Source organism: Staphylococcus sp. HMSC069D12 (genome assembly GCF_001810405.1).
Lineage (GTDB): Bacteria > Bacillota > Bacilli > Staphylococcales > Staphylococcaceae > Staphylococcus > Staphylococcus haemolyticus.
Genome location: NZ_KV801093.1, coordinates 63,711 through 85,653, shown reverse-complemented (window position 1 = coordinate 85,653; position 21,943 = coordinate 63,711). Strand labels below are relative to the sequence as shown.

At 32.4% G+C, this 21,943-nt stretch carries 17 protein-coding genes and 2 pseudogenes; 17 read left to right on the top strand and 2 right to left on the bottom strand.

Annotated features, from left to right (window positions below):
• The first annotated feature begins 7 nt into the window (after positions 1 to 7).
• The 4 genes from rpsP to rplS all read left to right on the top strand — a co-directional run bounded on the left by rpsP (position 8) and on the right by rplS (position 2,102).
• The gene (gene rpsP, locus HMPREF2737_RS01750) at positions 8 to 283 is read left to right on the top strand and encodes a 30S ribosomal protein S16 (protein WP_011275962.1); all 276 of its coding nucleotides are present in this window, start codon (positions 8 to 10) and stop codon (positions 281 to 283) included.
• A gap of 118 nt (positions 284 to 401) precedes the next feature.
• Positions 402 to 905 (top strand): ribosome maturation factor RimM, encoded by a 504-nt coding sequence (rimM, locus tag HMPREF2737_RS01745; RefSeq protein ID WP_037551670.1) that lies wholly within the window; start codon positions 402 to 404, stop codon positions 903 to 905.
• Positions 905 to 1,642: a tRNA (guanosine(37)-N1)-methyltransferase TrmD gene (gene trmD, locus HMPREF2737_RS01740; RefSeq protein WP_037551666.1), complete on the top strand. Its 738-nt coding sequence runs from the start codon at positions 905 to 907 to the stop codon at positions 1,640 to 1,642. Before rimM ends, trmD begins: the two co-directional genes overlap by 1 nt.
• Before the next feature lie 109 nt (positions 1,643 to 1,751).
• Complete coding sequence (gene rplS, locus HMPREF2737_RS01735; protein WP_037537864.1) at positions 1,752 to 2,102, top strand: 50S ribosomal protein L19; 351 nt, start codon at positions 1,752 to 1,754, stop codon at positions 2,100 to 2,102.
• A gap of 150 nt (positions 2,103 to 2,252) precedes the next feature.
• Here the strand turns inward: rplS and HMPREF2737_RS01730 are convergent, their stop codons facing one another.
• Both HMPREF2737_RS01730 and HMPREF2737_RS01725 read right to left on the bottom strand, forming a co-directional pair.
• Positions 2,253 to 4,862, bottom strand: coding sequence for a YfhO family protein (locus tag HMPREF2737_RS01730; RefSeq protein WP_037551661.1), 2,610 nt, complete (start codon positions 4,860 to 4,862; stop codon positions 2,253 to 2,255).
• A 1-nt stretch (position 4,863) separates the two neighbouring features.
• On the bottom strand, positions 4,864 to 7,458 hold the full coding sequence (locus HMPREF2737_RS01725) for a YfhO family protein (RefSeq protein ID WP_037551660.1): 2,595 nt from the start codon (positions 7,456 to 7,458) through the stop codon (positions 4,864 to 4,866).
• A gap of 237 nt (positions 7,459 to 7,695) precedes the next feature.
• Here HMPREF2737_RS01725 and ylqF point away from each other — a divergent pair, with 237 nt between their 5' ends.
• From ylqF to codY, 13 genes and pseudogenes are all read left to right on the top strand, one after another.
• Positions 7,696 to 8,580, top strand: a complete 885-nt coding sequence (gene ylqF, locus HMPREF2737_RS01720) for a ribosome biogenesis GTPase YlqF (RefSeq protein ID WP_037551659.1) — start codon at positions 7,696 to 7,698, stop codon at positions 8,578 to 8,580.
• Positions 8,564 to 9,331 (top strand): ribonuclease HII, encoded by a 768-nt coding sequence (locus HMPREF2737_RS01715; protein ID WP_037551656.1) that lies wholly within the window; start codon positions 8,564 to 8,566, stop codon positions 9,329 to 9,331. The genes ylqF and HMPREF2737_RS01715 overlap by 17 nt, the downstream gene beginning before the upstream one ends.
• Before the next feature lie 111 nt (positions 9,332 to 9,442).
• The gene (gene sucC, locus HMPREF2737_RS01710; protein ID WP_037551654.1) at positions 9,443 to 10,609 is read left to right on the top strand and encodes an ADP-forming succinate--CoA ligase subunit beta; all 1,167 of its coding nucleotides are present in this window, start codon (positions 9,443 to 9,445) and stop codon (positions 10,607 to 10,609) included.
• Between the two features lie 21 nt (positions 10,610 to 10,630).
• Entirely contained in the window at positions 10,631 to 11,536 is a 906-nt protein-coding gene (gene sucD, locus HMPREF2737_RS01705) for a succinate--CoA ligase subunit alpha (protein ID WP_037551652.1), read from the top strand.
• 448 nt (positions 11,537 to 11,984) lie between these two features.
• A pseudogene (locus tag HMPREF2737_RS11705) lies at positions 11,985 to 12,228 on the top strand (CHAP domain-containing protein); the annotation flags it as partial.
• 30 nt (positions 12,229 to 12,258) lie between these two features.
• Positions 12,259 to 13,206 (top strand): annotated as a pseudogene (locus tag HMPREF2737_RS01700) (peptidoglycan bridge formation glycyltransferase FemA/FemB family protein).
• Between the two features lie 218 nt (positions 13,207 to 13,424).
• Positions 13,425 to 14,291, top strand: a complete 867-nt coding sequence (gene dprA, locus HMPREF2737_RS01695) for a DNA-processing protein DprA (RefSeq protein WP_037551650.1) — start codon at positions 13,425 to 13,427, stop codon at positions 14,289 to 14,291.
• Between the two features lie 178 nt (positions 14,292 to 14,469).
• The gene (gene topA, locus HMPREF2737_RS01690) at positions 14,470 to 16,539 is read left to right on the top strand and encodes a type I DNA topoisomerase (protein WP_037537327.1); all 2,070 of its coding nucleotides are present in this window, start codon (positions 14,470 to 14,472) and stop codon (positions 16,537 to 16,539) included.
• Between the two features lie 23 nt (positions 16,540 to 16,562).
• Complete coding sequence (gene trmFO / locus HMPREF2737_RS01685) at positions 16,563 to 17,870, top strand: FADH(2)-oxidizing methylenetetrahydrofolate--tRNA-(uracil(54)-C(5))-methyltransferase TrmFO (RefSeq protein ID WP_037551648.1); 1,308 nt, start codon at positions 16,563 to 16,565, stop codon at positions 17,868 to 17,870.
• A 201-nt stretch (positions 17,871 to 18,071) separates the two neighbouring features.
• Complete coding sequence (xerC, locus tag HMPREF2737_RS01680) at positions 18,072 to 18,935, top strand: tyrosine recombinase XerC (protein ID WP_276311470.1); 864 nt, start codon at positions 18,072 to 18,074, stop codon at positions 18,933 to 18,935.
• Positions 18,936 to 19,481 carry an ATP-dependent protease subunit HslV gene (gene hslV / locus HMPREF2737_RS01675; RefSeq protein ID WP_011275947.1) on the top strand — a complete coding sequence of 182 codons (546 nt, stop codon included), beginning with the start codon at positions 18,936 to 18,938 and terminating at the stop codon, positions 19,479 to 19,481.
• Between the two features lie 58 nt (positions 19,482 to 19,539).
• On the top strand, positions 19,540 to 20,943 hold the full coding sequence (gene hslU / locus HMPREF2737_RS01670; RefSeq protein ID WP_037537323.1) for an ATP-dependent protease ATPase subunit HslU: 1,404 nt from the start codon (positions 19,540 to 19,542) through the stop codon (positions 20,941 to 20,943).
• 21 nt (positions 20,944 to 20,964) lie between these two features.
• Complete coding sequence (gene codY, locus HMPREF2737_RS01665; RefSeq protein ID WP_037551646.1) at positions 20,965 to 21,738, top strand: GTP-sensing pleiotropic transcriptional regulator CodY; 774 nt, start codon at positions 20,965 to 20,967, stop codon at positions 21,736 to 21,738.
• Positions 21,739 to 21,943 lie beyond the last annotated feature (205 nt).

Here is a 21,943-nt window from a genome sequence, read left to right as displayed (position 1 = left end):
TTTATATATGGCAGTTAAAATTCGTTTAACTCGTTTAGGTTCAAAAAGAAATCCATTCTATCGTATCGTTGTAGCAGACGCACGTTCACCACGCGATGGTCGTATTATCGAACAAATCGGTACTTACAACCCAGCTAGTGTTAATGCTCCAGAAGTTAAAATTGATGAAGAATTAGCATTAAAATGGTTAAAAGACGGTGCTAAACCAACTGATACAGTTCATAATATCTTATCTAAACAAGGTATTTTAAAAACTTTTGATGAACAAAAACACGCTAAATAATTAGCTTAAACTTTATAAGTAAAGTAATAGAGGCGCCAACTGATGGCGCCTTTTTAAATACTGAAAAATCATGATATGATAAACAAAATGACATTAATGGATTAAATGAGGTGCAAATATGCAAGTTGAAGTTGGTCAAATCGTAAATACACATGGAATTAAAGGTGAAGTTAAAGTGAAATCTAATTCCGATTTTACGGATACCCGTTTCCAACCAGGTGAAGTATTGACGGTAAATCATCAAAATCATGAAGAACAATTGACGGTCTTATCTTACCGTGTTCATAAAGGATTCCATATGTTGAAATTTGAGGGAATAAATAACATTAATGACGTCGAACAATATAAAGGTGACTATTTGTACCAAGAACGCGATCATGAAGATATTGAATTAGCTGAAAATGAATATTACTACTCTGACATCATTGGAAGTACTGTATTTGATGATGACAATCAACCTATCGGCAGAGTTATCAATATTTTTGAAACAGGTGCAAATGATGTTTGGGTTGTTAAAGGAGAAAAGGAATATCTCATTCCTTATATAGCTGATGTAGTTAAAGAAATTGATATTGAAAATAAAACGATTCGTATAACACCTATAGAAGGGTTGTTAGATTAATGAAAATTGATTATTTAACTTTATTTCCTGAGATGTTTGATGGCGTACTCAATCACTCCATTTTAAAAAGGGCACAGGATAAAGAAATCATTAGTGTGAATACTGTGAATTTTAGAGATTATGCCATTAATAAACATAATCAAGTGGATGATTACCCATTTGGTGGTGGACAGGGTATGGTCCTAAAACCTGAACCAGTCTTCAATGCTATGAAAGATTTACAACGAACTGATCAAACGCGTGTCATTTTAATGTGTCCTCAAGGTAGACCTTTTTCACAAGAAATTGCACAAGAATTAAGCGAAGCTGAGCATATCGTATTTATTTGTGGACATTATGAAGGTTATGATGAACGTATAAGAACGCACCTAGTGACGGATGAAATTTCAATGGGGGATTATGTATTAACTGGAGGAGAATTGCCAGCGATGACGATGACAGATGCGATTGTGCGATTAATACCAGGTGTATTAGGAAATCAACAATCACATCAAGATGATTCGTTCTCAGATGGTCTATTAGAATTCCCTCAATATACGCGTCCAAGAGAATTTGAAAATATGACCGTTCCAGATGTATTATTATCAGGTAATCATGCAAATATTGAACAATGGCGACATGAACAAAAATTAATCCGTACTTATCATAAGCGACCGGACTTACTTGATCGATATCCTTTAACGGAAGACGATGAAAAATTTATAGAAAGCTATAAAAAGCAATTGAAAAACAATTAGTATTATGCTAATATATATCAAGTGTGAAAAGACACTAATTATCACTATGATCCGCTGCTATGCTATATGAATGTCTAGGCAAGAACATAGGTTGAAGGAGAGTATATCAATGAGTAATCATAAGTTAATCGAAGCAGTTACAAAATCACAATTACGTACAGACTTACCAGCATTCCGTACTGGTGATACTTTACGTGTACACGTACGTATCGTAGAGGGTTCACGTGAACGTATCCAAGTATTCGAAGGTGTTGTAATCAAACGTCGTGGTGGAGGAATTTCTGAAACTTTCACAGTTCGTAAAATTTCTTCAGGTGTAGGCGTGGAACGTACATTCCCATTACACACTCCAAAAATCGAAAAAATCGAACTTAAACGTCGTGGTAAAGTACGTCGTGCTAAATTATACTACTTACGTAGTTTACGTGGTAAAGCTGCTAGAATCCAAGAAATTCGTTAATCAGCAAACTGAGTATAATAATAAGACAGAGGTTAGATACAACGTTTGTCTTACAAATAAAGCTTCCAATCTTCTTTCAAGTTGAGATTGGAAGCTTTATTATTTTTATTCACATTTTAAAGCAATTAAAGTTTAATTTATGAACTTAATTTATCGTTTTTTCTTAACCCATAAATTAAATAATATACTACCGATAACACCAATGAAACTCATAATAGTAAGTAGATAGAATTGAGGAGGGGTGTATGTGAGTTTAATCACTTTATCTCCTTTATTAACTGGTATTGCTGTCATGATACCATTAGCTTGGTGAACAGGTACTTCTTTCCCATCGACTTTCGCATGCATACCATTTGCATATACTGTTGGTAAAATGACATAGCCTGTTGCGTTCTTTGGTTTCTTGACGACATAACCATTTCTCATATCTTTAATTTTCACAGGAGTTAATTCTTTTGAAGCTTTTTTAAGTGTGCTGTAGTCCTCACCATAAATACCTTTCACAGATAAACGATAATTCCCTTTAGATAGATGAATATTTAGCTTATCAGACGCTTTAACACGCATTGTAACTGGTGTAACTAAGCGACGATATTTGTAGCTCAGTTCATTTCGATTTTGCGAATATTCATTAACACCTACTGAATGCGCTTTGTCAGGCGAAAGTAGTTCAACATCCATTTCTACGTACATATCTTTATACTTATTAGCGACAGATTTAGGTAATTTTAATGTAACCCTACCATTATCTTTGTGTACTTTAAGATGATTTTGATTTTTCCAAGTCGCATCTTTTGTAGACATTTTTGACTTGTTTAAAAAATTTTTATTAGGTTTAAATGAAGTATTTGCTTTTTCTGAAGTGTCGTTTAATACGATTCCTTTTAACATAGCTTGTTCACGATCTAAAGGTGACTTTAAATCATCACTATTATATATATGATTAGTTACATGAGCTGATGGATAGTCAATCATGTTTTTAGAATGGATAAGCGTATTCTTACCATTCAATATCGTATCTTTCTTTTCAAAACCGTAAGTCATATTTTGATCTTCAGGATGACGTAGTCGATCTTGAACATTCCATAAAGCAGTTAAGTTTGCACGATTTCCTAAAAAGCGATACGTACTATTTTTATCAACAGGCATATTAATTTGCATTAATTTATCATAATATTTCAAAATTCCTCCATCAAAAATGCTTGAGTATAGCGAAATACCATTGTAGTGATAAAGAAAAGGAGAATTTAATGCATATGCCGACATATAATCAATACGATGAAATGGATCATCATGATGTTCTTTGATAGAATCAATTTTTTTAGCAATAGTATCATTATAGTATGAAGGATCACTCAATGTATTGATTGTCGTTGAATATGGGTCTATCGTTCTTTGTCTTGAATCATGTGTCATTATAATTTGTTGACCGAAAAATAGCACAATCAACGATAACATAATAATTGGTTGTTTCAGTAAAGATTTGCGATAGATAAATATTCCTAGCACAACGATGGTAATTAAAGCAATTACCATCCAATCTACAAAGTTGTCAGCTATGATATATCTACACAAACCAGCAATAAATACGGGCATAGCTGCAAATAGAAACTGTTTCATAGTCAACTCTGATAAGTGATAAATATATAAAGCAATCAGTCCACTTGTAGATAACACTAAGAAATAAACCCAACGTCGTTGTGGTAATGAGAATCCATTAAAAGCACTGTCAAAGTACTGTGATAATGAACCAATAAGTAAGAACCACGTTATAATAGCAAAAATTTTATAGTAATAGTGTTTATATAACTTTGGCGTTAATAATGCTACCAATGCAATAAGTGATATTGTTACATAAAAGCCATTTGAAAATATATAATAATTATTTTTAGTTAAATCAGTAAATAGAGAGATGTTGAAATCAGAATTTTGTTGGCGATCATTATTTAGGAAAGATGATACACCAGTGTAAAAACCTAATATGCTTGATAGGAGCGCAAACATAGCCCCTATAATTAGTAAATAACATTTTTGCCAACGAGATACGATGTCATGGCGATATTGGAATACGACACGTAATATAAAATAAATACCTAACACAATGGCTTGATAATAAGTAAAGTAAAAATTTGAAAATAGTGTGATTGCCACTGCAAAGATGAACAAACCTATCTTTCTACGTTGAAAGAAACGTTCCATTCCCCATAATGATAATGGCAATATAATTAACAAATCTCCATAAAATGACCAAGTAAAATTGTAATATAACACCACTGTTGATGCCCCATATAAAATTGTTGCTATCAACAGAGGTGTGGAACTTAACTTTAAATATCTAAAATAATAAAATGCACAAATAAAAGTAATTATTGTTCGTACATAAGCAACAATTAATTGATTTGTTGGCCAAAAGCGAATGTTTTGCGGTTGCCAATGGAATATATGTTCACCGATCCATACAATAATAAAATTGACCCACATGATTGGTGAAAGGGAATAATAATAGGCTAACCCTTTAACATAATCTCCGCCTAGTCCAAATGAATGATCGTAAAATCCTTTTAATTGTGTGAAGTGTTCATATAAATATAATTGGAACGGCATCATTTGTCTAAAACCATCACCAGAGCCAGTAAATACCACGCCATCTTTTAAGTAATCTCGGATAAATGGATAATAAATGGTTAGTGTTACGATATTAGCTATGATGAAAATGAGACCAAACGTCCATAAGGGTTTTGACCATATTTTTTTAATCAATTTACTTCCTCATCTTTCGTTTTTTTGAATTAATAATTTTTACAAAAACAGCACTAAGAATCATACTCATTAATGAAATGAATATCATAGTATTCCAGTAAGGAGGTTGATATTTAATGACAATTTGTTTTGCATTTTTTTCGACTGGAACACCGGTCATCATATAATTTACTTTTTGGATTTTTGCAGGTTGTCCATCAACATACGCACGCATTCCTTTTCGATAAGGAATGTTTATTGAGGCTATACCACTCTCATGGTGACTGAGTTGGACTTGTATACCATTTTTAATATCATAATAACTTGTATCAAAATTAGCATTATCATGTGCCTTTTTAAGCGTATCATAATTTTCGCCATTTAATTGTTGTAAATCGACATAAAATTCACCATCAGGCGAAAGGGTAATAGTGATATCACCATTTTTATCTGGATGAGTGCGATAAAGTTGAGTGTCTACACCTGTTCGATAGGTAGAATTATTAAACAATCGATGATTAGCGTAATTATTGATAGCGACTGTATAATTACTATCTGGATTACCTCTCTTTATCTTCATCGTTAAATAAAAATCATTATATTTATCACGTATTTGTTTTGGAAGATGTAATTTTATAGTACCACCTTTGCCACCACTAACCTTATAGCGATTTTTTCCAATTTGCTTAATATTTTGTTGTTGCATATCAACTTTTGATAGTAAATTAGATTCTGGTTGTTTGAAAGATTTTCCTGCATTATCCATGATCACACCATTTAACATTGCATGCTCACGATCTATAGATGTTTTTAAAGATTTACTATTATAAACATTTTTCGTAACTTTAACACTCGGCAAATTAAGTGTATTTTCATAGATAGAATATTGTCCACTTGTTTTAACCTTTTTAAAATAGGCGGGTAAATTTCCCTGATAATCTTTTAGCATCATATAACGTACTGAGAAAAGACTCGCTATATTTTGGCGACCATTTATTGATTGATAGCGACTTAGTGACTCTTCGGCAAGATTAATTTTTAGTGCATCATAATAGTAATCGAGAATATTATGATGGAAGATACTTGAATATAAACTTAGTCCCTTAAAGTGTTGGTACATAGGTGTGTTATCTTGCTCATTCACTCGCCAATCGATACGTTCATCTTCTCTCTTACTATTCTCCATTGTATTAACTAATGAACGTTGTAAGTCTGAACTATATAAACTTGAGTTAATATAAAATGTATTAGCTCGTTCTTGATGATCTTTAAAATAAATTTGATTTTTAATAAAGACGAAAGAAACCATTAAATTGAGTAAGATTATAGAAATGCCGAATATATAGCTAAGATTAATGCGATAACGTCTGTCTTTTAAAATTAAAATAAGTAACCCTATTAAAGAAACGATTGGTACAAGTACAAGCCAAGCTACAAATTTATGATAGGTAATAGCACTAGCGAAAATGATAATTTCAGCAATAATATTACTAATTAAATATGATTTGACTTTTAGTGTTCTAAAATATTTTAGAAATAGACCAATTAATATGGCTGAATTAAAAGACAAAATAAAATGCCAACGTTTTTGTGGTGCAGAAAATCCATTAAACAATTGATCGATAAATGGTACAAAGCTTAATAGAATAAATGCGAAAGTTAAAATTGCGAATAAGCGATAATAAAAGTGTTTATAAAGTTTAATACATAATAGTGCTTGAATAGTTAGAAATAGCAATACGATTAAATAATTATCAAAGAAGATATTTGTGTTAATATCTAGCTTTTCGAAGGTATTTACTGTTCCTGAAAAAGGGACACGACGATTATTTAAAAAACTTTGAACACCGTGGAAGAACATAAATAAACTATTACCTAATCCTAAAATGGCACTGATAGCAAATAATATTAAAGCTTTGCCACGTGGAATAATATCTTTAGAGTGTCTAAAAATTATACGAAGAAGTATGTAACCTGCACCTATAAGACAAAGATAATATGCAAAGTAGAAATTATTTATCATTATTAGTGTAATTGTGACAATAAATAGACCAAACTTTTGTTTTTGAAGTGTGCGTTCTATAGAAAATAGTAACAATGGCATCCAAATAAATACATCACTAAAAAATGGCCAATAAACAGTAAAGCGATAATAAAGCGGCGACATAACAAATAGAAATGCCATAATAATACTAATCCAAGTATTACGTGAAATAAATTTACTATAGAGATAGGTACAATACATCGCTAATGAAGCTTTAATAATGGAAATAACTAGCGCATTTACCATCCAAAATAGTAATCCCTGAGTATTTATATGAATAATTGTTTTTAATAGAATGATACATAGTACATTAATAATAAATAGTATGTTTGTTGAGAAATAATAGCTTAAATCCGTAAAAAAATCTCCACCTAGACCAAAATCAGTAGCATAAAAAAGATTGCCAACGCTCCATTTATCAAATAGAAACATTTGAATAGGTATCATCTGTTCGATACCATCGTTGGGTCCTGTAAATAAAACGCCGTCGTGAATAAAGCGAAAAATTATATAGCTATGTCCTATGAAAGACAGAGTTAAGAATATACCTAAATATATTAATATTTTCTTCATAATTTACCTCTAAGCGATAGGATTATAATTGTAACAGTATAATTAAATTGTAGGGGATAGATTGTGTGATTAAAAGTAATTATGCTTTTCTGACATTATAAACTTATTGTACTTTATCGTTTTATTTAATGAATGATAAAATAAATGATGAACTTAGAAAAAAAGTGGCTCTCAAATAAAAATTCAACTATAATCAACAAGTTGAATTAAAATATATCGAAAGTAAGGTGACAATTAATGGCAATTCAATGGTATCCAGGACATATGGCAAAAGCTAAACGAGAGGTAACAGAACAATTAAAAAAAGTAGATGTTGTATTTGAATTAGTTGATGCACGTATTCCATATAGTTCTCGTAACCCAATGATTGATGAAGTAATTAAACAAAAACCGCGCGTAGTTATTCTTAATAAAAAAGATATGTCCAATTTAAATGAAATGCAAAAATGGGAACGCTTCTTTATAAATAAAGGATATTATCCTGTGTCAGTAGATGCTAAGCATGGCAAAAATTTAAAAGGTGTAGAAACTGCAGCTATAGCAGCAACAAAAGAAAAATTTGAACGTGAGAAAGCTAAAGGACTTAAACCTAGAGCAATTAGAGCAATGATTGTTGGCATACCTAACGTTGGTAAATCAACATTGATTAATAAATTAGCACGAAAAAATATTGCACAAACTGGTAATAAACCAGGTGTAACCAAACAACAACAGTGGATTAAAGTTGGGCAATCTTTACAATTATTAGATACACCTGGAATTTTATGGCCTAAATTTGAAGATGAAATTGTTGGTAAAAAATTAAGTTTAACAGGCGCAATAAAAGACAGTATTGTACATTTAGATGAAGTTGCTATCTATGGTTTACAGTTTTTAATTAACCATGATTTAGAAGGTTTTAAGCAACATTATAAGATTGATTTACCTGCAGATGCTGAAATATTAGAATGGTTTGATGCAATTGGACGTCGACGTGGACTTTTACAAAGAGGCAATGAAGTAGATTACGAAGCGGTTATTGAACTGATAATTAATGACGTTAGAAATGCTAAAATTGGAACATACTGTTTTGACTTATATTCAGAAATGAAGAGTGAATTAGATAATGACACAAACAATTAATGAAGCAAAGCACATATTATCTGAAATTAACTCAATTGAAGTTTTAGAACAACATGAATTAAATCAAGACGCTCGTAAAGGGGTACAACAAGCTATTACAAGACGTCGTAAACAACTTTTAAAAGAACAAGAAATTTTAGACCATTACAATACAATGAATCAATTTGAAAATGAGTTGCTGAATAACAATCCTCAAGCATTAATCTGTGGTATTGACGAGGTTGGACGTGGTCCGCTAGCAGGTCCTGTTGTTGCATGTGCGGTGATTTTAAATGAAGGGCATCGCTATTTAGGACTTGATGATTCTAAAAAAGTAACAGCGAGCAAAAGACAAATACTTAATAAAAAGCTTAAAGATGGGGTGTTGGAGTATGCCTATGGTTTAGCTAGCCCAGAAGAGATCGATGAACTGAATATATATAATGCAACTAAAGTAGCAATGAATCGAGCTTTGAGTCAATTAGTAAATCGTCCAGATCATTTATTAATAGATGCAATGTCTTTAGATACAACAATTCCTCAAACATCTATTATTAAAGGCGATGCAAAGAGTGTGTCTATTGCTGCAGCAAGTATAATGGCAAAAGAGTACAGAGATGATTTAATGAAAGAGATTGCAGATGAATATCCAGGATATGAATTTGAGAAAAATGTGGGTTACGGAACTAAAGCACATTTAGAAAGCCTAAATAAACTCGGTATTACACCGTATCATCGTAAAAGCTTTGAACCAATCAAATCTATAATGTAATTATTTGAATTTTAAATTAATTGCAAAAAGTGGAACACTTTCAGTTTACAATAGCGCTTTCATTTTCTATAATTATAACTGAACTTAACCTAAGAAGTAGGAGGATGGAAGATGAATATCCACGAGTATCAAGGTAAAGAAATATTTCGTTCTATGGGCGTAGCCGTTCCAGAAGGACGAGTTGCATTTAATGCTGAAGAAGCAGTGGAAAAGGCTAAAGAATTAGACACAGAGGTTTATGTGGTTAAAGCACAAATCCACGCTGGGGGTAGAGGTAAAGCAGGTGGAGTTAAGATTGCTAAATCATTATCTGAGGTTGAAACTTATGCCAATGAATTATTAGGTAAACAATTAGTTACACATCAAACTGGACCTGAAGGTAAAGAAGTTAAACGTTTGTATATTGAACAAGGTTGCGATATTCAAAAAGAATATTATGTAGGTTTTGTAATTGACCGTGCAACTGATCGTATTACTTTAATGGCTTCAGAAGAAGGCGGTACTGAAATTGAAGAAGTAGCTGCTAAAACACCAGAAAAAATCTTTAAAGAAACAATCGACCCAGTTGTAGGTTTATCTCCTTATCAAGCGCGTCGTATTGCTTTCAATATTAATATTCCAAAAGAATCTGTAAATAAAGCAGCAAAATTCTTAATTTCTTTATACAATGTATTTATCGAAAAAGATTGTTCTATCGTTGAAATTAACCCATTAGTTACTACTAGTGAAGGTGAAGTTTTAGCTTTAGATGCTAAAATCAATTTCGATGACAATGCATTATTCAGACATAAAGATATCCAAGAATTACGTGATTTAGAAGAAGAAGATCCTAAAGAGATTGAAGCATCTAAATATGACTTATCTTACATTGCATTAGATGGAGATATTGGTTGTATGGTTAATGGTGCTGGTTTAGCGATGGCTACAATGGATACTATTAATCATTTTGGTGGAAATCCAGCTAACTTCCTAGACGTAGGGGGCGGCGCTACAAAAGAAAAAGTTACTGAAGCATTCAAAATCATTTTAGGTGATGACAATGTTAAAGGTATCTTTGTAAACATCTTCGGTGGAATCATGAAATGTGATGTTATTGCTGAAGGTATCGTAGCAGCAGTTAAAGAAGTTGAATTAACTTTACCATTAGTAGTTCGTTTAGAAGGTACAAATGTAGAACGCGGTAAAGAAATCTTAAACGAATCAGGTTTAGCAATTGAACCAGCAGCTACAATGGCTGAAGGCGCTCAAAAAATTGTTAAGCTTGTTAAAGAAGCGTAAGGAAAGGATGGGAACACTAAGATGAGTGTATTTATAGATAAAAATACTAAAGTGATGGTACAAGGTATTACAGGGTCTACTGCCCTTTTCCATACAAAACAAATGCTTGATTATGGTACACAAATTGTTGCAGGGGTAACACCAGGTAAAGGTGGACAAGTTGTTGAAGGCGTACCTGTATATAATACTGTTGCAGAAGCTAAAGAAGAAACAGGTGCTAACGTATCTGTAGTTTATGTTCCAGCGCCATTTGCAGCAGATTCTATTTTGGAAGCAGCAGATGCAGATTTAGATATGGTTATTTGTATTACTGAACATATTCCTGTTGTTGACATGGTTAAAGTTAAGCGTTACTTAGAAGGAAGAAAAACACGTTTAGTTGGACCAAACTGCCCAGGTGTTATTACTGCTGATGAATGTAAAATTGGTATCATGCCAGGATATATTCATAAAAAAGGTCATGTAGGTGTTGTATCACGTTCTGGTACGTTAACTTACGAAGCGGTTCATCAATTAACTGAAGAAGGCATTGGTCAAACTACAGCTGTAGGTATTGGAGGCGACCCTGTCAACGGTACTAACTTTATCGATGTACTTAAAGCGTTTAATGAAGATGAAGATACTAAAGCTGTTGTAATGATTGGTGAAATTGGTGGTACTGCTGAAGAAGAAGCAGCTGAATGGATTAAAGCGAATATGAACAAACCAGTCATTGGTTTCATTGGTGGTCAAACAGCACCTCCAGGTAAACGTATGGGTCACGCTGGTGCGATTATTTCTGGTGGTAAAGGTACTGCAGATGAAAAAATTAAGACATTAAATGAATGTGGTGTTAAAACTGCGGATACACCTTCAGAAATCGGTACTACATTAATCGAAGCAGCTAAAGAAGCTGGTATTTATGAAGAATTATTAACAATTAAATAATCATCATTAAAATTTGAATTGATTTTATTGTCTAAGACCTGATTTCTAATATTGGAAATCAGGTCTTTTGTTTAATTTATTATAAGTAATTAATAATTATTAAAGTCAAAGTCGAAGTTAATATATGTATAAGGTTAATTAAATTAATTATTTATAAAAATATTTAATTTATTATAAATAATATATAATAGCGGTGTATTGATAAAAGGAGTGAGCATCATGAATAAAATATCATATCATCAAATTTTTCTATTCGGAAAATAACTATCGGTGTAGTGTCTTTTTAGTAGGTTCTTTATTTTTTATTAATCACAATTATAGTGCATATGCAAGTGAGATAAAATCTAACGATAAAGTAGTGATAACTTCACAGGATGATTTTAATAAAAATATAGTTGTGACAAATGAAACAAGTTCTAAAAAACAATATGGAAATGTGAAAATTGAATATAAAAACACTTCTACTTTAGAAGCTAAACCTGGAGATGTTGTAGTTTTTAGTGGAAGGTATGATGGTGGATTTGGACATACAGCAATAGTGTTGGATGGTAATTATGATGGTAAACTCATGTAGTTTCAAAGTTTAGATCAAAATTGGAATTTAGGTGGTTATAGAAAAAGTAGTAGCACATCGAGTGATACATAATTATAACTACGATATGATTTTTATAAGATCTAATAAAGAGGCATAAATGAATTTGAGGAAAGAGAGTATTAATGATTTGAATTTTACAACTTTAGAATTAAATGAATTTGAAATTTTTATGAGAAAATAATTTTTCGCATTTTACTCAGATTGTAGAGTTATATAAATATAGGAAAGCTCGAAATTTAGGGGTTCATATTGTCGGTGTCAAAGAAAACGGTAACGTAGTTGCTGCCTGTATATTAACTGATGCTCGTATATTTAAGGTGTTTAAATACTTATATACCCATCGAAGACCGGTGATGGATTTTACTAATTTAGAGTTAGTTGAATTTTTCTTTAAAAAATTAACGTATTATGTACGTATGCGAAGAGGTGTTTTTATACTAGTTGACCCTTATGTCTTGGAGAATATAAGAAGTGCTGACGGTGAGATTATAGAACACTTTAACAATAAAAAGTGGTTCAAGGTGATGAATAAATTAGGATACCAACATCAAGGTTTTACAACTGGCTATTCAGCTATGAGTCAAATAAGATGGCATTCTATACTAGATTTAAAAGATAAAGGTGAACAACAATTATTAAAAGATATGTCATATCAAACTAGACGTAACATTATGAAGACAATTGAAATGGGTGTGCAAATAAAACTTTTAGAGAGCCTTTAAATAAAATAGCAAAAACTGAACAAGTAATCATTACGGATGGTACATTATTTGATTTAGTTGCTGCATTGTTTATTTATAACAATCACGAAATGTACTATTTATCAAGTAGTTCTAATCCTAAATACAATGAATTTATGGGTGCCTATTGTCTGCAATGGGATATGATACGCTACGCAAAAGAGAAAGGCATAGAGCGTTATAATTTCTACGGCATAACTGGCGACTTTGGTGAGGATGCAGAAGATTATGGTGTCCAACAATTTAAAAAAGGATTCAATGCATTTATAGAAGAATATGTTGGTAATTTTATTAAGCCAGTAAATAAATTGCTCTATAAATTATATCAAAAGTAAGTGAATCAATTTATTTAGTGCTAAGGTAACAAAATTTAAAGTAATCTTGGGCTTTTAGGTTTCAGATTTTTGTATAAAATGAGCATGAAGACAGTTTACATAATTCAATATTAAAATTACTCATTAAAAGTTATTAAATTTTATCCTTCAAATGTCTTTTAATTGAAATGTGATATACGACATAGTTGTCTTATAATGTTTTTAAAGGAGACGACTTCATGACTAACAACAACATATTACTTTTGAAATTAATTTGGCTAGGTTATACGACCCAACATATTCATCATTTATTAAAATTAAATCCTGATTTTTTTAAATTCTCTTATACTGATCAAATAGATACAATAAGAAATTGGGACAGAATGTTTCATAATGATGATTTTATTGATAAATTTAATAATTTAAATGAAAAAGATATTTTGTCACTTTTGCAGAATCACAAAGTAAGTTTTACAACACCGTTTAACACTAATTATCCTCGACTGTTAAAAGAAATTTATGATTATCCGTTTGTCCTATTTTACCAAGGTGACCCCCGTTTATTAACATCCTCCAATACATTAGGTGTGGTGGGCTCAAGAAATGCAACAGAATACTCAGCTAAAGCCATGCAATACTTATTTCCTAAATTTAAACAAATTCCACTAACTATTATTTCCGGTTTGGCAAAAGGTGCTGATAGCATAGCACATCATTTTGCTATAGAGTATCAATTACCTACAATAGCTGTTTTAGGTTTTGGTCATATGATGCATTACCCTAGAGAAACGCAAAAATTACGCAACATAATTGAAGAAAAAGGTTTAGTTATTAGTGAATATCCGCCACTCACTAGTGTTAGGCGATATCACTTTCCACAGCGCAATCGTTTGATAAGCGGTCTTTCAAAAGGGGTTTTAATAACTGAAGCAAGTGTTAGAAGCGGTAGTCAAATTACAATTGATTGCGCATTAGACCAAAATAGAAATATATATGTATTACCAGGTTCAATATTTAATCCACTAACAAAAGGTAATTTGAAACGAGCTCAAGAAGGTGCGATGATTGTAACCTCAGCTGATGATATCCTATGTGATTATAAATAGATATCATTAATGATTCATTCTAGAGTATTAAAAATCTATATTTAATTCTAATTGATCGCTAAAAATAATATTAAAAAGCGTTTAAAATGCACGTTAATAGAATTTAAACATTGACAAAAACAAAATTGACCGTTTATCATTTATCTTTAGTAATTGAAATAGCAAGGGGGAATTCACTTTGGCAGATAATTTAGTCATAGTTGAGTCGCCTGCAAAAGCGAAAACCATTGAAAAATATTTAGGTAAAAAATATAAAGTTATAGCTTCTATGGGACATGTTAGAGATTTACCAAGAAGTCAAATGGGTGTCGATGTAGAAGATAATTATGAACCGAAATATATTACGATACGCGGTAAAGGTCCAGTTGTTAAAGACTTAAAGAAATATGCTAAGAAAGCAAAAAATGTCTTTCTTGCGAGTGACCCTGACCGTGAAGGTGAAGCGATTGCTTGGCATTTATCAAAAATTTTAGAACTTGATGATTCAAAAGAAAACAGAGTAGTATTTAATGAAATTACAAAAGATGCGGTAAAAGAAAGTTTTAAACACCCACGTGGCATTGAAATGGATTTAGTCGATGCACAACAAGCACGCCGTATATTAGATAGATTAGTTGGATATAATATTTCACCAGTATTATGGAAGAAAGTGAAAAAGGGGCTGTCTGCAGGGCGAGTTCAATCTGTAGCTTTAAGATTAGTAATAGATAGAGAGAATGAGATTCGTAACTTTAAGCCTGAAGAGTATTGGTCTATAGAAGGTGAGTTTAGATATAAGAAATCTAAATTTACTGCTAAGTTTCTTCATTATAAAAATAAACCATTTAAATTAAAAACAAAAAAAGATGTTGAAAAAGTTACAGCTGAATTAGATGGAGACAAATTTGAAATTACAAATGTTAATAAAAAAGAAAAAACTAGAAATCCTGCTAATCCATTTACCACTTCAACATTACAACAAGAGGCAGCTCGTAAATTAAATTTCAAAGCGCGTAAAACTATGATGCTCGCGCAACAATTATATGAAGGTATTGATCTAAAACGACAAGGTACAGTTGGATTAATCACATACATGAGAACTGACTCTACACGTATATCACAAACCGCTAAAGACGAAGCGAAACAATATATTGAAGATAAGTATGGTAAAGATTATCTTTCTAATAGAACTGCTAAGGGTAAACAGGGTGACCAAGATGCCCATGAAGCAATTCGACCAACAAGTACTTTACGTACACCTGATGAAATGAAAGCATACTTAACTAGAGATCAGCATCGTTTGTATAAATTAATATGGGAAAGATTTGTAGCAAGTCAAATGGCACCAGCAATTTTAGACACTGTTGCTTTAGATGTTACCCAAAACAACATTAAATTCCGAGCTAATGGTCAAACAATCAAATTCAAAGGTTTCATGACGCTTTATGTAGAAGCCAAAGATGATAAAGATAATGAAAAAGAAAATAAATTACCTAACTTGAGTAAAGGTGATGAAGTGACTGCAACTCAAATTGAACCAGCGCAACACTTCACTCAGCCACCTCCACGTTATACAGAAGCACGTTTGGTTAAAACGTTAGAGGAATTAAAAATTGGTAGACCTTCTACCTATGCACCTACGATTGACACAATACAAAAACGTAATTATGTAAAACTTGAAAGTAAACGATTTGTACCTACTGAATTAGGTGAAATTGTATATGAACAAGTAAAAGACTATTTCCCTGAAATAATTGATGTAGAGTTTACTGTTAATATGGAAACGCTATTGGATAAAATTGCTGAAGGAGATATCGGCTGGAGAAAAGTAATTGATAACTTTTACGGAAGTTTCAAATTAGACGTTGAACGTGCTGAGGAAGAAATGGAAAAAGTTGAAATTAAAGATGAACCTGCTGGCGAAGATTGTGAAGTTTGTGGCTCTCCTATGGTTATTAAAATGGGACGATATGGTAAGTTTATGGCGTGCTCAAATTTCCCAGACTGTAGAAATACGAAAGCAATCGTGAAAACTATTGGCGTAACTTGCCCTAAATGCAAAGATGGAGATGTCGTTGAAAGAAAATCTAAGAAAAATAGACTTTTCTATGGTTGTTCAAACTATCCTGAATGTGACTTTATTTCTTGGGACAAACCTGTTGGTCGTGATTGTCCTAAATGTAATCATTATTTAATGGAACATAAGAAAGGACGCAGTTCACAAGTTATTTGCTCAAACTGTGACTATAAAGAAGAAGTTCAAAAATAGATAATAAATTAAGGAGGAAAACCATGAGTCAAACTGTAAATATAGTTGGCGCTGGACTAGCTGGTTCAGAAGCCGCTTATCAATTAGCTCAACGAGGTATCAAAGTGAATTTGATTGAAATGCGCCCAGTTAAGCAAACGCCAGCACACCATACTGATAAATTTGCAGAATTAGTATGTTCTAACTCACTACGAGGCAATGCATTAACGAATGGTGTGGGTGTATTAAAAGAAGAAATGAGAAGATTAGACTCATTAATTATCTCTGCTGCTGACAAAGCAAGAGTTCCTGCTGGTGGTGCATTAGCAGTTGATCGACATGATTTTTCTGGTTATATTACTGAAACTTTAAGAAATCATCCTAATGTTACTGTTATTAATGAAGAAATTAATAGTATCCCTGAAGGATATACAATTATTGCTACTGGTCCATTAACTACAGAAAATTTAGCTAAAGAAATCGTAGATATTACAGGTAAGGATCAACTTTATTTTTATGATGCAGCTGCTCCAATTATTGAAAAAGAATCGATTGATATGGATAAAGTGTATCTAAAATCACGTTATGATAAAGGTGAAGCAGCCTATCTTAATTGTCCTATGACAGAAGAAGAATTTAATCGCTTTTATGATGCAGTACTTGAAGCAGAAGTTGCACCAACAAATGAATTTGAAAAAGAAAAATATTTCGAAGGATGCATGCCTTTTGAAGTAATGGCTGAACGTGGACGCAAAACACTATTATTTGGTCCTATGAAACCTGTTGGTCTTGAAGATCCAAAAACAGGTAAACGTCCATTCGCTGTCGTTCAATTACGACAAGATGATGCAGCTGGAACGCTATATAATATTGTTGGTTTCCAAACTCATTTAAAATGGGGCGCACAAAAAGAAGTAATTCAACTTATCCCTGGTTTAGAAAATGTTGATATCGTACGGTATGGTGTGATGCATAGAAATACATTTATAAATTCTCCAGATGTATTAAATGAGAAATATGAGTTGATTAAAGAAGATAGAATTCAATTCGCAGGTCAAATGACTGGTGTTGAAGGATATGTTGAAAGCGCAGCAAGTGGACTTGTTGCTGGGATTAACCTAGCTCATAAATTATTTGATAAAGGTGAAGTTATTTTCCCTAGAGAGACAATGATAGGAAGTATGGCTTATTACATATCCCATGCTAAAAATGAAAAGAACTTCCAACCTATGAATGCTAACTTTGGTTTATTACCTTCACTTGAAAAACGGATTAAAGATAAAAAAGAGCGTTACGAAGCACAAGCTAACAGAGCGCTCGAATATTTAGAGAATTATAAGAAAACACTATAATTATAGTGATTGAACTAGAATAGAATTTATTTCGAATTCATTGTTTTAGTTGCACGTTCAAGTTATTTCAATCTTTTAAGTAATTCTCAAAAGATTTTGAATTCTATAGCTAATTATTTTAGTCCCCTTCATGTTATATGCTACAATGCATATGATGGAGGGGATTTTTAAGTGGAAGAAATCCAAGTTACATTCTTAAATATGCTCAAAGTTGAGAGAAATTTCTCCGCCCATACATTAAAATCATATCATGATGATTTAGTACAATTTAATCATTTTTTAGAACAAGAATTACTAAATCTAAGAACATTTGAATATAAAGATGCTAGAAATTATTTAAGCTATTTATATTCACAGAATTTGAAACGTACTACTGTATCAAGGAAGATTTCAACTTTAAGAACTTTCTATGAGTTTTGGATGACACAAGACGAGACAATCATAAATCCTTTTGTACAACTCGTCCATCCTAAGAAGGAGAACTACTTGCCACAGTTTTTTTATGAAGAAGAGATGGAAGCATTATTCGAAACTGTAGCAAAAGATACAAAAAAAGGATTACGGGATCGCGTTATTCTAGAATTATTATATGCAACGGGTATACGTGTTTCTGAGTTAGTAAATATCCAACTTAAAGATATTGATATGTCTTTACCTGGTGTGAAAGTACTAGGAAAGGGAAATAAGGAACGGTTTGTTCCGTTTGGAGAATTTTGTCGTCAAAGCATTGAACAATACTTAAGCGAATTTAAGCCTATACAACATACCAAACATTCATTTTTATTAGTTAACATGAATGGCGCCCCTATAACAGAGAGAGGCGTTAGGTATGTTTTAAATGATGTTGTTAAACGTACAGCAGGGGTTACGGAAATTCACCCCCACAAATTAAGACATACGTTTGCAACACATTTACTTAATCAAGGTGCGGATTTAAGAACGGTACAATCTTTGTTAGGACATGTTAATCTTTCGACAACTGGAAGATATACACATGTTTCTAACCAACAATTACGTAAAGTGTATTTAAATGCACATCCTCGAGCGAAAAAGGAGAGTAAATAAATGAGTAAAACATCATTACATGCAACAACTATTTATGCCGTTAGACACAACGGTGAAGCAGCGATGGCTGGTGATGGACAAGTTACACTAGGTGAGCAAGTTATTATGAAGCAAACAGCGCGCAAGGTCCGCAGATTATATGAAGGAAAAGTGTTAGCTGGATTTGCTGGTAGTGTAGCTGATGCCTTCACTTTGTTTGAGAAGTTTGAAACAAAATTACAACAATTTAGTGGTAATTTAGAACGTGCAGCTGTTGAACTAGCTCAAGAGTGGCGTGGTGATAAACAATTACGTCAATTGGAAGCTATGTTAATTGTAATGGATAAAGATGCAATATTAGTGGTTAGCGGAACTGGAGAAGTCATTGCACCTGATGATGATTTAATTGCGATTGGCTCAGGAGGCAACTATGCTTTAAGTGCTGGAAGAGCATTGAAACGTCATGCAAGCCAATTATCTGCTAAAGAAATGGCTTACGAAAGTTTAAAGGTTGCATCTGACATTTGTGTGTTCACAAATGATAATATTATAGTGGAAACACTTTAACTTTTAAAAATATGGAAATGAATATAAATGGATGTAAATTAGGTTGGAGGTAAAATATATGGATGCAAACGGTATAAAATTAACACCTAAAGATATCGTATCTAAATTAGATGAATATATAGTTGGGCAAGATGATGCTAAACGAAAAGTTGCCATTGCTCTAAGAAATCGCTATAGAAGAAGTTTGCTTGATGAAGAAACCAAACAAGAAATCGCACCTAAGAATATTTTGATGATCGGTCCAACTGGTGTTGGTAAAACTGAAATAGCAAGACGTATGGCTAAAGTTGTAGGAGCGCCATTTATTAAGGTGGAAGCTACTAAGTTTACTGAAGTAGGATACGTTGGACGCGATGTTGAGAGTATGGTTCGTGATTTAGTCGATGTAGCTGTAAGACTTGTTAAAGATCAAAAGAAAGATTTGGTTAAAGACGAAGCAGTTAATAAAGCTAATGAAAAGTTAGTTAAATTACTAGTACCTAGTATGAAGAAAAAAGCGTCAAATAATAGTAATCCTTTAGAGTCATTACTTGGTGGTGCAATTCCAAACTTTGGTAACAATGATGATGAAGAAGAGGAAACACCTACGGAAGAGATTAAAACTAAGCGTTCAGAAATCAAAAAACAATTATTAGATGGTAAACTTGAAGAAGAGAAAGTTAGAATTAAGGTAGAACAAGATCCAGGTGCGCTAGGCATGCTCGGTACAAATCAAAACCAACAAATGCAAGACATGATGAATCAACTCATGCCTAAACGTAAGGTTGAGCGTGAGGTGCCAGTTAAAACAGCTCGTAAGATTTTGGCTGATGATTTTGCCGATGAATTAATTGATCAAGAAACTGCAAATCAAGAAGCGCTTGAGTTAGCAGAACAAATGGGTATTATCTTCATCGATGAGATCGATAAAGTAGCAACGAATAACGCGAATAGTGGTCAAGATGTTTCAAGACAAGGTGTACAACGAGATATCTTACCAATTTTAGAAGGTAGCATGATTCAAACTAAGTATGGTACTGTAAATACTGAACATATGCTGTTTATCGGTGCAGGCGCGTTTCACGTATCGAAACCAAGTGATTTAATACCTGAATTACAAGGACGCTTCCCAATTAGAGTAGAATTAGAAAGTTTAACTGTTGACGATTTTTACAGAATATTGACTGAACCTAAGCTATCACTCATCAAACAATATGAGGCATTGCTTCAAACAGAAGAGGTCACTGTGAACTTTACTAAGGAAGCGATTACAAGATTAGCTGAAATGGCATATCAAGTTAACCAAGACACTGATAATATTGGTGCACGTCGTTTACACACAATCTTAGAGAAAATGCTTGAGGATTTATCTTTCGAAGCCCCTAGCATGCCAAATGCTGTAGTAGATATAACACCACAATATGTTGATGATAAGTTGAAATCTATTTCAACAAATAAAGATTTAAGTGCATTTATTTTATAATATAAATAAAGGAGAAATTTTATGAGCTTATTATCTAAAACTAGAGAATTAAATACACTATTACAAAAACATAAAGGTATTGCGGTCGACTTTAAAGACGTTGCTCAAACAATTAGTAGCGTTACAGTAACGAACGTATTTATTGTTTCACGTAGAGGTAAGATTCTAGGTTCAAGTTTAAATGAACTTTTAAAAAGTCAAAGAATTAACGAAATGTTAGAAAGTAAACACATTCCTAGTGAATATACAAAACTATTAATGGATGTTAAACAAACTGAATCTAATATTGATATTGATAATGAATTAACTGTATTCCCACCTGAAGATAAAGAAGTATTTAGTAGCAGTCGTACAACTGTATTTCCAATACTTGGTGGTGGCGAAAGATTAGGAACATTAGTACTTGGTCGTGTTAAAGATGACTTTAACGAAAATGATTTAGTATTAGGCGAATATGCTGCAACTGTTATTGGAATGGAAATACTTCGTGAGAAACATAATGAAGTAGAGAAAGAGGCACGTGATAAAGCGGCAATCACTATGGCAATTAATTCATTATCTTATTCTGAAAAAGAAGCAATTGAGCATATTTTTGAAGAATTAGGTGGTAATGAAGGCCTATTGATAGCTTCAAAAGTAGCAGATAGAGTAGGTATCACTCGCTCAGTAATCGTGAACGCGTTACGTAAACTTGAAAGTGCTGGTGTAATCGAATCACGATCCTTAGGGATGAAGGGTACCTTTATAAAAGTTAAAAAAGAAAAATTCCTTGATGAATTAGAACGAAATAAATAATTATGATTTAAATCGATAATGCAATAACCAACATTCAACTGTTGCAAGTATGTAATATTATTTGTAACAGTTTTTATTATGAAAAATGTGTATTGCATTATTTCTTTAATGAAATTAACATTGCGTATTATATAGAAATATGATATTATTGTTTTCGGCTATAAAAGCCAATACACACATGATAAACGTACATTTAAAGGGTGCA